8 protein-coding genes are annotated in these 14,335 nt (G+C 32.2%); all 8 read left to right on the forward strand.

Annotated features, from left to right (window positions below):
* Nucleotides 1-67 precede the first annotated feature (67 nt).
* Nucleotides 68-1,138, forward strand: a complete 1,071-nt coding sequence (gene corA, locus L0669_RS13720; RefSeq protein WP_263758253.1) for a magnesium/cobalt transporter CorA — start codon at nt 68-70, stop codon at nt 1,136-1,138.
* Between the two features lie 48 nt (nt 1,139-1,186).
* Nucleotides 1,187-3,280 carry a phosphate acetyltransferase gene (pta, locus tag L0669_RS13725; RefSeq protein ID WP_263758254.1) on the forward strand — a complete coding sequence of 698 codons (2,094 nt, stop codon included), beginning with the start codon at nt 1,187-1,189 and terminating at the stop codon, nt 3,278-3,280.
* 86 nt (nt 3,281-3,366) lie between these two features.
* Nucleotides 3,367-4,551: an acetate/propionate family kinase gene (locus tag L0669_RS13730; protein WP_263758255.1), complete on the forward strand. Its 1,185-nt coding sequence runs from the start codon at nt 3,367-3,369 to the stop codon at nt 4,549-4,551.
* A 152-nt stretch (nt 4,552-4,703) separates the two neighbouring features.
* Complete coding sequence (locus L0669_RS13735; RefSeq protein WP_263758256.1) at nt 4,704-7,448, forward strand: helix-turn-helix and ligand-binding sensor domain-containing protein; 2,745 nt, start codon at nt 4,704-4,706, stop codon at nt 7,446-7,448.
* 244 nt (nt 7,449-7,692) lie between these two features.
* Nucleotides 7,693-10,692 carry a SusC/RagA family TonB-linked outer membrane protein gene (locus tag L0669_RS13740; RefSeq protein WP_263758257.1) on the forward strand — a complete coding sequence of 1,000 codons (3,000 nt, stop codon included), beginning with the start codon at nt 7,693-7,695 and terminating at the stop codon, nt 10,690-10,692.
* Nucleotides 10,693-10,696: 4 nt separating this feature from the next.
* Nucleotides 10,697-12,160: a RagB/SusD family nutrient uptake outer membrane protein gene (locus tag L0669_RS13745; RefSeq protein WP_263758258.1), complete on the forward strand. Its 1,464-nt coding sequence runs from the start codon at nt 10,697-10,699 to the stop codon at nt 12,158-12,160.
* A 72-nt stretch (nt 12,161-12,232) separates the two neighbouring features.
* Complete coding sequence (locus tag L0669_RS13750; protein WP_263758259.1) at nt 12,233-13,612, forward strand: glucoamylase family protein; 1,380 nt, start codon at nt 12,233-12,235, stop codon at nt 13,610-13,612.
* Between the two features lie 8 nt (nt 13,613-13,620).
* Nucleotides 13,621-14,334, forward strand: a complete 714-nt coding sequence (locus tag L0669_RS13755; protein ID WP_263758260.1) for a carboxylesterase family protein — start codon at nt 13,621-13,623, stop codon at nt 14,332-14,334.
* The last annotated feature ends 1 nt before the right edge of the window (nt 14,335 follow it).

A 14,335-nucleotide genomic window follows, 5' to 3' on the forward strand; every position in this document is an offset into this window, starting at 1 on the left:
CCAAAATGATAAATGTCATTTACTGTTCGAATTCTTTTTCGTAATATTACTATGTAAATATTTTTGCATGAGAAAGATCAAATACAAGAAAGGACGTAAGCTGCAACACATTACTTTAGAGTATACTGGCACACAAAAAGAGCATAAAACCGAGATGCAACTTTTTGTATATGATGATGCAGATGTTATTGAATATGAAAAATTCAGCGTCTTGGCATTAAATACTTGTATTGATTATACTAAAAATAACTGGCTCAACATTCACGGATTAAATGATATTAATTTACTTAAAACGGTTGGTGCTCATTTTAAGTTAGATGATTTTTTATTAGCCGATATTTTAAATACTAGCAAAAGAACAAAACTTGAAGAGCAAAAAGATATTTTGTTTTTTAATATAAAATCTCTTTTGCCTTCTGAATATTCAGATAATATTAGCGTTGAGCAAATTAGCTTTATTTTGAAAGACGGAATTTTGATTTCGTTTCAGGAAAAAAGAAGCGATTTTTTTACTCATATTAGGGAGCGTCTTCGTACTCATGCCGGAATTGTAAGAACTAAAAAAGTCGATTATTTACTGTATTTATTGTTAGATGCGGTAATGGAGAATTTTTACATTACAATTGAAGACGAAGAGGATAAGATCGAAGAATTAATCAATCTGACTAAAAAAGGAGCTGATCCTATTATTCTGGAAAAAATTGAAAATCACCGTGATAATTTTAATTTTTTAAAACGTTCAATAGTTCCGTTAAGGGATTCGTTGTATTATTTAAAAACAATTAAAGATGATGATACTTATAACGGAATTGAAAAAGAAACGTTTAGTTTTTTCATTCGTTTGCATCAAAAAAGTTTAGAACTTCTAGAGCAAATTGAGTCTGATATGAGTTCACTAGAAAGCGCATCGAACTTTTATTTTTCTGAACAAAGCCGAAAAATGAATGAAATAATGAAAACACTTACCATTATTTCGGCCATATTTATTCCGCTTACTTTTATTGTTGGGGTCTACGGAATGAACTTCGAGAATATGCCGGAGCTTCGATATAAATATGGGTATCACAGCGTGATGATTGCGATGTTTTTTCTTGTAATTGCCCTGATTATTTATTTTAAAAAAAGACGCTGGTTTTAGCGTTTATTATATAATTCAAAAATTTGTTAAGTTTCAAAATATAAAATTATGAGTAAAGCAGTATATATAGCCACAAGCGACCATAATAGTGGGAAATCAATTATTACACTCGGTTTGATGAGTATTTTGATTGGTAAGACAGCTAAAGTAGGTTATTTTAGACCCATTGTAGAGGATTTTATTGATGGAGAATTAGACAATCATATTGAAACGGTTTTGTCGTATTTTAATCTGGATATTAAGTTTGAAGATGCGTATGCAATAACGAAAAGCAAACTGATCAAGAAGAAAAATAAAGGAAAAATAGGAGAGGTCCTGGATCTTATTATCGAAAAATACAAAAAGCTTGAAGAACGCTTTGATTTTGTTTTGGTAGAAGGAACAAGCTTTACAGGTGAAGGAACTTCGATCGAATTAGATTTGAATGTTTTAATTGCAAAAAACCTCGGAATTCCTACTATAATACTGGCATCCGGAGTTGGAAAAACTTTAGAAGAATTAGTAGATAATTTGTATTTGGTTTATGATTCTTTTAAAGTAAAAGATGTTGAGGTTTTATCTGTTTTTGCCAATAAAGTACAGCCCGAGAATATTGAACTGGTTACTAAAAGTCTGCAAAAAAGTTTACCTGCAAATGTTTTAGTAAATACAATTCCGCTGATATCAAGTTTAAACAATCCAACAATGCAGGAAATTGTTAATGAACTTGATGCAAAAGTATTATTTGGAGGTAATTATCTGAATAACGAAATTGGGCATTTTAGCGTAGGAGCGATGCAATTGCATAACTATTTAGTGCATTTGCATGATAATGCCTTGGTGATTACTCCAGGAGACAGATCTGATATTATTTTAGGTGCTTTGCAGGCAAATGAATCAGCTAATTATCCAACCATTTCAGGAATTATTCTAACAGGAAATATTGTTCCGGAAGAAAGCATTTTAAAACTTATAGAAGGACTATCCGCCATCGTACCAATTATTGCTGTTGATGGCGGAACGTATCATATTACAAATAAAATTGGGAAGATAAAATCAGAGATTTATGCTAACAATACGCATAAAATAGAAACCTCGATTAGTACTTTTGAAAAATACGTTGATAACGATGCTTTATCTGAAAGATTAATCACTTTTGAAGCCGAAGGTATGACACCAAAAATGTTTCAATACAACATGGTTAAAAGAGCCAAACAGCATCGTAAACATATTGTTCTGCCGGAAGGAAATGATGAGAGAATCATTATTGCCGCAGCAAGATTGATGGACATGAATGTTGTTGATATTTCGATTATTGGTGATAAAAAACAAATAGAGAATAAAGTAACAGAACTAGGTATTACACTTGATTTTTCAAAAGTAAATATTATAAATCCGATAGAATCTGAATTCTATGAGGACTATGCCAATACATATTATGAGCTTAGAAAAGCAAAGAATGTAAGTATTACAATGGCAAGAGATTTAATGGAAGATGTATCTTATTTTGGAACTATGATGGTGTATAAAGGCCATGCTGACGGAATGGTTTCTGGTGCTGCACATACTACGCAACATACCATTTTACCGGCGCTTCAATTTATTAAAACAAAACCAAATTCATCTGTAGTTTCATCTGTATTTTTCATGTGCTTAGAAGACAGAGTTTCTGTGTTTGGGGATTGTGCTATTAATCCAAATCCAACAGCAGAGCAATTAGCAGAAATTGCAATTTCATCTGCTGAGTCAAGTGCCGCTTTCGGAATCGAGCCAAAAATTGCAATGCTTTCTTATTCTTCCGGAGCTTCAGGAAAAGGAGATGAAGTAGATAAAGTAAGAACTGCAACAGAAATTGTAAAACAAAGACGCCCGGATCTAAAAATTGAAGGACCAATTCAATACGATGCCGCGGTAGATCGTGCAGTTGGTAAAAGCAAAATGCCGGACTCTGAAGTAGCAGGGCAGGCGAGTGTACTTATTTTTCCTGATTTAAATACAGGAAACAATACTTATAAAGCCGTACAACGAGAAACCGGAGCATTAGCTATTGGTCCAATGTTGCAAGGTTTAAATAAGCCTGTAAACGATTTAAGCCGTGGTTGTACAGTAGATGATATTATCAATACAGTAGTTATTACAGCGATTCAGGCGCAAGGGCTTTAATTAAAAATCTGAAATTAAAAATTAAAAATCCTGAGTAAAAAACTTAGCATCTTAGTCACTTAGGACCTTAGAAACTTTATAAAAAAATGAAAATATTAATTATCAATTCAGGAAGTTCATCAATAAAATACCAATTAACGGTTATGCCAACAAACGAAGTAATTTGTACGGGTATGATTGATAGAATTGGACTGGAAACTTCAAATATAACGTTTAAAACTTCTTTGCATTCCTTAGAAGAATTACTTCCAATCCCTAATCATAAAGTTGGGTTACAAAAAGTGGCTAATATGCTTTTAGATCCGGAAAAAGGAGTTATAAAATCCACTTCAGAAATTAGTGCAGTGGGACATAGAGTAGTGCACGGAGGAAGTGATTTTAGTGATACTGTTAAAATTGATGATAATGTAAAAGCTAAAATTAAACAGCTTTTTGAATTGGCACCATTGCATAATCCTGCAAATTTAGAAGGAATTAATGTAGCCGAAGAAATATTTAGTTCAGCACAGCAAATTGCTGTTTTTGATACCGCTTTCCATCAAACAATGCCTGAAGTAGCATACAAGTACGCTATTCCAAATTATCTTTTAACAGAGAATAAGGTTAGAGTTTATGGTTTTCATGGAACGAGTCATAAATATGTGTCTGAAAAAGCCATTGATTTTTTAAAAGAAAACTCAAAAATTATCACAATTCATATTGGTAATGGTTGTAGTATGGCAGCAATTAAAGACGGAAAATGTATTGATACGACAATGGGATTTTCGCCATCTAATGGCTTAATTATGGGAACAAGAAGCGGTGATATAGACCAGTCGATAGTTTTTTATATGATTAAAAATCTGGGATATTCTGCAGATGACGTCAATTCAATTTTATTAAAACAAAGCGGAATGCTTGGTCTTACGGGGTATAGTGATTTACGTGATATTGAGTCAGAAGCAGCTAAAGGAAATAAAGATTGTCAGCTTGCTTTATTCATGAATGCATATCGTATTAGAAAATATATTGGTTCCTACACAGCGGCTTTAAATGGTTTGGATGCTATTATTTTTACAGCCGGAATAGGTGAGAATTCTTCTTATATGCGTCAATTAGTGTGTACAGATATGGATTATTTTGGAATTGAATTAGATCATGAAAAAAATCAAATTCGTTCAAAAGAAATTCGAGAAATTAATACACCAAATTCAAAAGCAAAAGTTTTGGTTATACCAACAGATGAAGAATATGAAATTGCAAATCAGGTATACCAATTGCTAAATAATTAATCGTTTACGAAACTTAAAAGTTATGCTGAGAAATTGTTTCGCTAACTTTGGTTTTAAAATTAAATGATATAAAAGAGCTCCTTGACGGGAGCTTTTTTTATGCTTTAAGATTAAAAATTTTGTCAGTATCTTTGGCTATAAAACCGAATATTTTGAAATCGATACTTTTTAAACTTCTTTTCTTCTTTTTCATTGCTTCACAAATACAAGCACAAGAATTACTTCCTTTCGTAGAAAACTATAATAAATCAGATTATCAGGGAGACAATCAAATCTGGAATGTCGCTCAGGGAAAAGATGATGCCATGTACTTTGCTAATAATCACTATCTATTACGTTACGACGGTGTGATTTGGGAAAAGTACACTTTGCCTAATAAAACAATTATTCGTTCGATTATGATCGAAGGAGATAAAATATATTCTGGTTCTTATAAAGAATTTGGTTATTGGTATAGAAAAGAAGGTAAGATGCATTATGTTTCGATTACCAAAAACTTGCGTTTGTTTGATGAAAAGGATAATGAGGAAATCTGGAAAATTTTCAAATTTAACGGATCAATTTATTTTCAATCGTTCAATGATGTCTTTATTTATGATGGAAAACACATTGAGAAAATTAAATTTCCATTTTTAATATCCTATTGTTTCGTTGTCGATAATGATGTTTATGTAGCCTCAGTAGAAAAAGGGCTTTTTAAAATGAATGGCTCAGAAATTTCAAACCCTAAAGGCTGGAATATCTTAAAAAAGACTGTTGTACACGCCATCGAAAAATACCAAAACAAGACGTATATATTTACACAGAAAAAAGGAATTTTTATAGTAGAAAAAGACGGTCTAAAACCGTGGAATAATCCTTTAAACGAAACTTTAAAAGCAGCGACCATAAATGTAGCTAAATTTATTAAAGGGAATAAATTGGTTATAGGGACAGGAAACAGAGGGCTTTTTATTTATGACTTCCTAACAAATACCTATAAAAATATCGATCGAAATAATGTTTTAATGAATAACTCTATTTTGAGCATTGGTTTTGATAAAGAAAATGATTTATGGCTTGGTTTAGATAACGGAATTGCACATGTAGAAGTAAATTCGCCTATTTCTTTTTTTTATGATAATTCAGGACTACTTGGTTCTGTTTATTCTGTCGCAACTACTAATAAAGGATATTTAATTGCATCTAATCACGGAGTTTTTGAATTTGATTCCGGTAAGTTTCATATGATGCCTAACACACAAGGGCAAGCCTGGAATATTACTAAAATCAATGATAAATATATTATTGGCCACAATGATGGTACATTTTGTTACGATAATGGGGCATTAGTAAAAACCAATAATGTGAGTGGTGGCTGGAATTTGTCAAAAAGCATTATTAGCAACACCTATTTTCAATCTACTTATAGTGGCGTTTTAGTTTACGATGATATTGCGAAACTTACTCAGACTAAAAAAATTGAAGATCTTTCGAAACCAATAAAATATGTTGCCCAAAATAAGAAAAATGAAATTTGGGCTGCAGATAATTACAGAGGATTATATCGTGTTTTATACGATGATAATTATAAAACCAAAAAAGTTGAAAATATTACGCAGCAAAGTAAAATCAATAATGATTTTGGAGTAAAGATTTTTGAATTTAGAAATGAGATTCTTTTTCTAATTAATAATTCATGGTACACTTATAATTCTATAACTAATAAATTAGAAGAGAATGAGTTGTTTAATCTAAACTTTAAGGATATAACCGATGTTGTGGCTATTGACGACGATCATTTTATGGTGCTTCAAAACGGAATTTTATACCATATTCAGGCTTTAGGAAATAAATTTGTATGGAATATTATTCAGGAGAAATATTATAAAGGAAAATTAATCAATGATAATTTAAGAATTTTTAAAACCAATAATCATTATTTGCTGAATCTTGATGACGGATTTATCTCCCTTCAGCTGAAATATGAAAACAAGCAAAATTCAAATGTAAAAGTTGAAGCCTTTAATGATGATAACCTGGTTTCTGATGAATCTACGATTAAATATAATACAGAACTGAAGATAAATGTAATTTCAGGTATTTACGGCGCAAGTAAACCAAATTTATTTTACAAGCTCAACAATAATAAAGATTTTATTCAAATCTCTGACGGATTGATTGTACTGAATAATTTAAGTAGTGGCAGTCATTCTATGATAATCTACAAACATAATGGTGCCAGTTATGAAAAAGTTTCGGAATTTGAATTTAATGTAGCGAAACCATGGTATTTTTCTATATGGATGGTGATTTTATATATACTTGTAATAGGTGCAATACTCTTTTTCTATTATAAATGGAATAAGTTGCGATATATCCAGAAATTAAAGTTACAGGCAGAGGAATTAAAGCATCAGAGAGAAATTCTTGAAATGGAATTGAAAGCTGAAAATGAATTGAACGTTCAGGAATATGAAAAACATATTTTAGAATTGGAATTACAAACAAAATCATCAGAAGTTGCCGGAAAATCTTTGTCAATTGCAAAACAAAGTGAAATGATCGAAAATATTCAGGGTATTCTTGATTCAGAAAAAGATTTTAATAAACTTAAAAGTGAAATTAGAAAAGCAATCAAAATAAACGAAGTAAATAAACACGAATGGGTTATTTTTGAAACTAACCTGAATCAAATTCATAATGAGTTTATCATAAACCTTTCTAAAAAATTCCCAAACCTTACTCCAAAGGATATAAAATTGTGTGTTTATTTAAAAATGAATCTCTCATCTAAAGAGATTGCACCTATGATGAATATCTCTTTTAGGGGGGTTGAACTACACCGATATCGCTTAAGAAAAAAATTAAACCTCTCTCAGGAAGAAAACCTGTCAAAATTTTTATTAAGTCTGTAAGATTCCCATTTAAATTTTAAGGATTTTATATTTTTCTACATCAATTTTTACATAATCCCAATGCATCATTACTACATCATAATGTAGTGTTAAAGAAAAAATATTAACATTTATCATGCTGATAATCATGTTGATATGAATAAAATTTAACACAATGATGTAGCTATGCTGTAGTGGTTTATGATGTACTACAACGTTGTAATTGCGTAATTTGGCTTCACTAACTTAAATGATTACAAACTGTATGAAAAATTTTATTTTTAGCTTTTTAGCACTTTTGCTATTACCGGCATATATGTCTGGTCAGGCAATTAAAGGAAAAGTAGTAGACAGTAGCGGAATGGGAATTCCTGGGGCAATTATTGCTTCTTCGGATGCCAGAGCAACTACTGATGCAGATTTTGACGGAAACTTTACAATCAATGCAAAACCTGGAGACATATTAAAAGTCTCAATGCTAGGTTTTGATGCGGTTTCTGTACCGGCAACTGCCGCGCCGATGACAATTACTTTAAAAGACGCTGAAGATACAGCCTTAAAAGAAGTTGTTGTAATTGGTTATGGAACCAGAAAGAAAATTGACAATACTTCAGCGGTAAGCTCAATTAAATCTGAAGAAATTACCAAAATGAAAGTGATGAATGCTTCGCAAGCTATCCAGGGAAAAGCAGCGGGGGTTCAGGTAGCTACTTCAGATGCACCAGGTAGTACACCTTCAATTGTTATTAGAGGAGTTGGTACGGCATTAGGAGGAAGAAATCCTCTCTATGTTGTTGACGGCATGCCTACTGACAATATTAATAACATCAATACTAATGACATAACATCTTATGAAATTTTGAAAGATGCTTCTTCATTAGCTATTTATGGAACGAGAGGAGCAAATGGTGTAATCATGATTACTACAAAAACCGGAAAAGGGAAAATGAATGTTGAAATTGAAAGCTTTACTGGTTTCAGAACACCTTTGAAAAAGGTAAAAATGGCCGACGCTGATCAATACATTAAATATAATAATGCTGCTTTTAGTGCTCAATATCCTGCAGGAAGATTTTCTTTAAATCAGCCTTATAATACAAATTGGATGGATGAGATAACCAGAACAGGAACTTATTCCCAAAATAATATCTCTCTCTCAGGATCTTCAGAAAACATTAAATACTTTATGAGTATTGGTAACTATGAAGAAAAAGGTATTTTAAATGGTACTGATTATGGTCGTACAACTTTTAGAAGTAATAATGAATATAAAGTTTCTGATAGACTTAAAGTAAGTCAAAATTTTAGTGTTACCTCTATTAAAAATACACCAAAACCTTTAAGTGCTTTTACTACTGCTTACAGACAATCACCTTTAGTTCCTGTACGTTATGCTGATGGGAAATATGGTGTACCATTTATTTCAAATGGAGTTGCAGCCGAAACCGGTGACGCATTCAATTCAGTAGGAAATGCTGTTGCTACTTTAGATTTAAATGATGAACAACAAAAAACTGTTGTTCTGCAAGGTGGTTTAAAATTAGATTTTGATATTACTAAATCATTAAAATTTACTTCGCAGTTTAACGGAGAATATTTCAATTACAAACAATATAATTTTGTTGATAATGTTGCTACATGGTTAGCTGCAGATCCAACCAGAAACGCAGTAAATTACGACAAAAGTTCTAATAAAAATACTTTAACAAGAAATACAGATGACTATTTCAATTGGAATTTATCAAACTATTTAACTTATAATAAAGTTTTTGGTCAAATTCATGATGTTGAAATCACAGCTGGTGTTGAAGCTAACGTAAGAGGAACTAGAAGTAAAACAACTGCAGATATTAAAAATGTGAATCCAAACAGTAATTTTTGGGCTTTAGATGGTTATCCATATGCACAGAATGGAGGAGTAACTAATTATGCAGCTGTTAATGATAATGAGGAAAGATTAGCTTCTTATTTTGGACGTTTTCAATATAAGTTGATGGATAGATATTTACTAACAGGAACAGTTAGACGAGATGGTTCTTCTAATTATTCAGGTGATTATCGTTGGGGAACATTCCCATCTGTTGGTTTAGGTTGGATTGTTACTAAAGAAAGTTTTTTATCTGATGTAAAAGCATTAAATCTATTAAAATTAAGAGGTTCATGGGGTAAATTAGGAAATCAAAAAGTGCCACTTAACAGAGCATATTTTACTTCTGGTCTAAATTACAATGATGGTTCTGGTCAAAGTATTATTGCGCAAATCGATCCTAATTTAACTTGGGAAATCGTAGAAGAAGCTTCTGCAGGTTTAGATGTTGAATTATTAGACAATAGATTAAAAGGATCTTTTGATGTTTATAATAAAAACACTACAAATGCAATCCTGAATTCTAGACCATATTCAACTTCTGGTATCACGGCAGTATCTCCAACACATGTTGGTGAAGTTTCAAATAAAGGTTATGAAATTTCATTGCGTTGGGATGATAAAATTAATGATAATTTGAGTTACTGGATAGGAGGTAATTTCTCTCATAATAAAAATGAGCTTACAAGTCTTAAAGATGTACGTTTAGCTACAATTAATGGAGGTTCATTAGGAAATGGTGAAACTACTAAAATACTTGATAATACATCAGTAGGACAACCTCTTGGTAGTTTTTATATGTATGAATATGCTGGCACAGTAAACGGAGAGATGGTGTATTTCAATGCTGATGGTGATGCAGTTCCTCAGGGTGATTTAGATAAAACCCGTGATAGAAAATATGTAGGTTCAGTCTTGCCAACAGCTAATTATGGAGTTACTCTTGGTGTAACTTATAAAAATATTGATTTCTCTGTTGACGGTTATGGTACTGGTGGTGCAAAAGTTTATAATGGTAAAAAGGCACAACGTTTTTATGGGGAAAATGTAGAAGCTTCAATGACAAATGATTTCTACTCACAAACAAATAAAGAGTCATCAAATCCGGCTCCATTTAATGTGATTCCTGTTGCATCAACTTACTATTTAGAATCTGCAGATTTCTTTAGAATTAATAATATTACTTTAGGTTATAAATTACCAATTAAAGAAAATAGTTTTTTAAGTTACTGTAGGATTTATGTAAATGCTATGAACCCATTTATTACTCAGAAATTTTCAGGTTTTTCACCTGAGGTATTGGGAGATGGAGAATTGGTTTCTGGAACTCAGGGAGTTGAGTTAGATGCTTACCCAGCATTAAAGACATTTATTATTGGGGCTAATTTAAAATTTTAATATTATGAAAAAATTATATATATCATTTTTTATACTTTCAGCATTATTTATGGCTGGATGTTCAGATGATTTTTTAGATGTAGATCAAACTAAAAACGTACCAGGTGAGCCTGATCAAGTTAATAGTGATGAAGGAGCAACGACAATGGTTGATGCAATCTACAATACATTTTTAGCTTGGGATATGTCTTCTTTTGCCTGGAATGCTGTAACAAGTATTATTACAGATGATGCCGATAAAGGTTCAGATCCGGGAGATACAGGTGTTGATAAAGCTGTAATTGATGCTTTAGATTATAATGCTTCGACACCTTCTTTTCAAAGTATTTGGGACTATAATTATGCTGGTATCAACAGAGCTAATCAAGCATTATATATGTTGCCAAAATTAGATCAGGTAACACCTGCTTTAAAGACTAGATTAGAAGGAGAAGCGAAGTTTTTAAGAGCTTTTATGTATTTTACTTTGGTAAAAGGATATGGTGGAGTTCCTATTGTAGACCATATATCTCCTGTTCCAATCTCTCAGGCAGATAAAGAAATGCAATTAACACGTAGATCAGCTGCTGATGTATATGCTTTTATTGAAAAAGATTTAAATGATGCAATTGAGGCATTACCTTTAAAATCTGCTTATTCAGGTTCTGATGTAGCGAGAGTTTCTAAAGGATCAGCATATGCTTTATTAGCTAAAGTTAGTTTATACCAGAAAAAATGGCAAAACGTAGTTGATAATTGTAATAAAGTAACAGGTTATTCTCTAGTTTCAGATTATTCTTTACAGTATAAAAAAGAAGGAGAATTTGGTTCTGAATCTATTTTTGAAATCAACGGAATTGGTTCACCAACTGCTCCAGGATTTGGAATTGGAAATTATACAGTTTCTCAAGCGCCTCGTGGTGCTGGAGGATGGGGTTGGGGTTTCAATACACCAACTCAAGGTTTGGCAGATGCATACGAAGCTGGTGATGTTAGAAAAAATGCTACTATTATTTTTAGAGGCTCAACTTTATATGATGGTAGAGTAGTGGCATCAACGGTAAGTAATCCTATGTACAATTATAAAGCATATTCTTCAGCTTTTTATAATTTAGAATTTACAGATACAAACCTAAGATATTTACGTTATGCAGAAGTTTTATTAATGAAAGCGGAAGCATTAAATGAATTAGGACAAACTGATGATGCTATTCCATTATTAAATGCAGTTAGACTCAGAGCTCATCTTGGCAGTACTCCTGCAGTATCTCAATCAGATGTAAGAACTGCAATTTGGAAAGAAAGAAGAGTAGAAATGGCTTTTGAACATGACAGATGGTTTGATCTTATCAGAACTGGACAAGCTCAAGCTGCTATGGCAGCAGATGGTAAAACTTTTATTGTTGGAAAACATGAGTTATGGCCTATACCAACTTCATTCATAAGAGAAGCAGGTGGACTTTCTCAACAAAATCCAGGTGGTTATTAATTAAAATTTTCAAAATCGCTCCCTTCTCAGGAAGGGAGTGATTTTTATTAATTGTTTTTAAATTTTTTTATAATGGTTAGAATTTCAGTTTTATTATTAGTTTTTAGTCTTTTTGGTTGCGGATCTAATTCTGATAAATCAAAAGAAAATGAGGGAGAAAATGTTACAACTGTAAAATTAACAGATGAAGAACTTTTAGCAACTGTTCAAAAACAAACTTTTAAATATTTTTGGGATTACGCTGAACCGAATTCCGGGTTAGCAAGAGAAAGATACCATCCTGATGGAGTTTATCCTGAAAATGATGCTAATATAGTAACAACAGGTGGATCAGGTTTTGGATTAATGGCATTGGTTTCTGGTATGTCTCAAGGTTACATTACAAAAGAGCAAGGAGTAGAGAGACTTAACAAAATTGCTGATTTTTTAGGCAAAGCAGACCGTTTTCATGGAGCATGGTCACACTGGATTGACGGAAATACAGGAAAAGTAAAGCCTTTTGGAACCAAGGATAATGGTGGAGATTTAGTCGAAACTTCATTTTTGGTTGCGGGAATGATTACAGTTCGTGAGTATCTTAAAGATGGTTCCGAGAACGAAAAAGCTGTTGCTCAAAAATATGATGCACTTTGGAAAGGTGTTGACTGGCAATGGTACACTAATAATAAAAATGTATTGTACTGGCACTGGTCGCCTTCTTATGCCTGGCAAATGAATTTCCCACTTGAGGGATATAACGAGTGTTTAATCACTTATGTATTGGCAGCATCTTCGCCAACACATTCAATTGATGCAAAAGCGTATCACGAAGGTTGGGCGAGAAGTGGCGGAATTGTTTCTTCAAAAACAAAATTTAATATTCCGTTAGTTCTAAAACATAATGGAGCAGAAGAATACGGCGGACCTTTATTCTGGGCTCATTATTCTTATGTAGGACTTGATCCAAATCAATTAACAGACAAGTATGCAAATTATTGGGATTTGAATGTTAATCAAACAAAAATAAATTACGAATACTGTGTAGAAAATCCTGGAAAAGTTAAAGGTTACGGACCTGATTATTGGGGACTAACAGCATCTTATTCCAGAAATCCTGATGGTTCTATTGGTTACAATGCACACATGCCAAGTAATGATCAGCAAGTAATTTCTCCAACAGCAGCAATAAGTTCAATTGTATATACGCCAAAAGAATCTATGGCTGTAATCAGAAATCTTTATGATAATCATAAAGATCTAACTTGGGGAGAAGCAGGTTTTTATGATGCCTTGAGTCTGGGTAATAATAACTGGGTTGCAAAACGTTATTTAGCAATTGATCAGGGACCAGAAGTGGTTATGATCGAAAATTACCGCACTGGTTTATTATGGAAATTATTTATGAATGCACCAGAAGTAAAACAAGGTTTAGTTAAACTTGGTTTTAAATCAGGAAAATACGGAATTCAATAATATTTCGAATGAAGTATAAAATAGCATTAATCGTTCTGTTATTTTCTGTAGTGAGTTTTGCACAAAGCGAAACAACCGGAAAAATAAAAACAGTAATAGTAACCAATTATGAATTGGCTTATGCATTACATAAACCGGCCAATACAAAAGATAAGAAGCCATTAATAGTTTTTATTTCAGGCGATGGAGAAAAAGGAACGGACATTGAAAAAGTAAAAATCAATGGCCCTTTAAAATATCTCAAAACAAATCAGTTAGATGCGTATGTTTTAGCTCCTCAATGCAAAGAAGACGAAAATTGGAATATTGAATCGATTCATGAATTGATATTAAAAATTCAAAAGGAAAACAAAATAGATCCTGACAGAATATATGTTACCGGTTTAAGTTCCGGAGGTTGGGCAGCATGGAATTTAGCATTATCATATCCCGATAAATTTGCAGCAATTGTACCTATTTCAGGTTTTGTTGATTTGATCGAATTAGAAAGTGCTTGTAAAATTGCCAATATTCCAACCAGAATTTTTCATGGATTATTGGATGATGTAGTAAAGGTTGATTATGCGATCAACATTTACAAAGAACTAAAAAAGTGCAATGCCAAAGATGTACAATTAACCATTTTTGATGATGCAGGCCACGATAGCTGGTCGAGAGTTTATGACAATCCTGAAATTTATGACTGGATGTTTAAACAAATGAAAACGAATACGAACAAATAAA

The organism is Flavobacterium bizetiae, from assembly GCF_024271895.1.
Taxonomy (GTDB): domain Bacteria; phylum Bacteroidota; class Bacteroidia; order Flavobacteriales; family Flavobacteriaceae; genus Flavobacterium; species Flavobacterium bizetiae.

Excerpts from the sequence above, each read along its gene's own strand:
- corA (WP_263758253.1), top strand. The coding sequence starts at position 68 with ATGAGAAAGATCAAATACAAGAAAGGACGTAAGCTGCAACACATTACT.
- pta (WP_263758254.1), top strand. The coding sequence starts at position 1,187 with ATGAGTAAAGCAGTATATATAGCCACAAGCGACCATAATAGTGGGAAA.
- L0669_RS13730 (WP_263758255.1), top strand. The coding sequence starts at position 3,367 with ATGAAAATATTAATTATCAATTCAGGAAGTTCATCAATAAAATACCAA.
- L0669_RS13740 (WP_263758257.1), top strand. The coding sequence starts at position 7,693 with ATGAAAAATTTTATTTTTAGCTTTTTAGCACTTTTGCTATTACCGGCA.
- L0669_RS13745 (WP_263758258.1), top strand. The coding sequence starts at position 10,697 with ATGAAAAAATTATATATATCATTTTTTATACTTTCAGCATTATTTATG.
- L0669_RS13750 (WP_263758259.1), top strand. The coding sequence starts at position 12,233 with ATGGTTAGAATTTCAGTTTTATTATTAGTTTTTAGTCTTTTTGGTTGC.
- L0669_RS13755 (WP_263758260.1), top strand. The coding sequence starts at position 13,621 with ATGAAGTATAAAATAGCATTAATCGTTCTGTTATTTTCTGTAGTGAGT.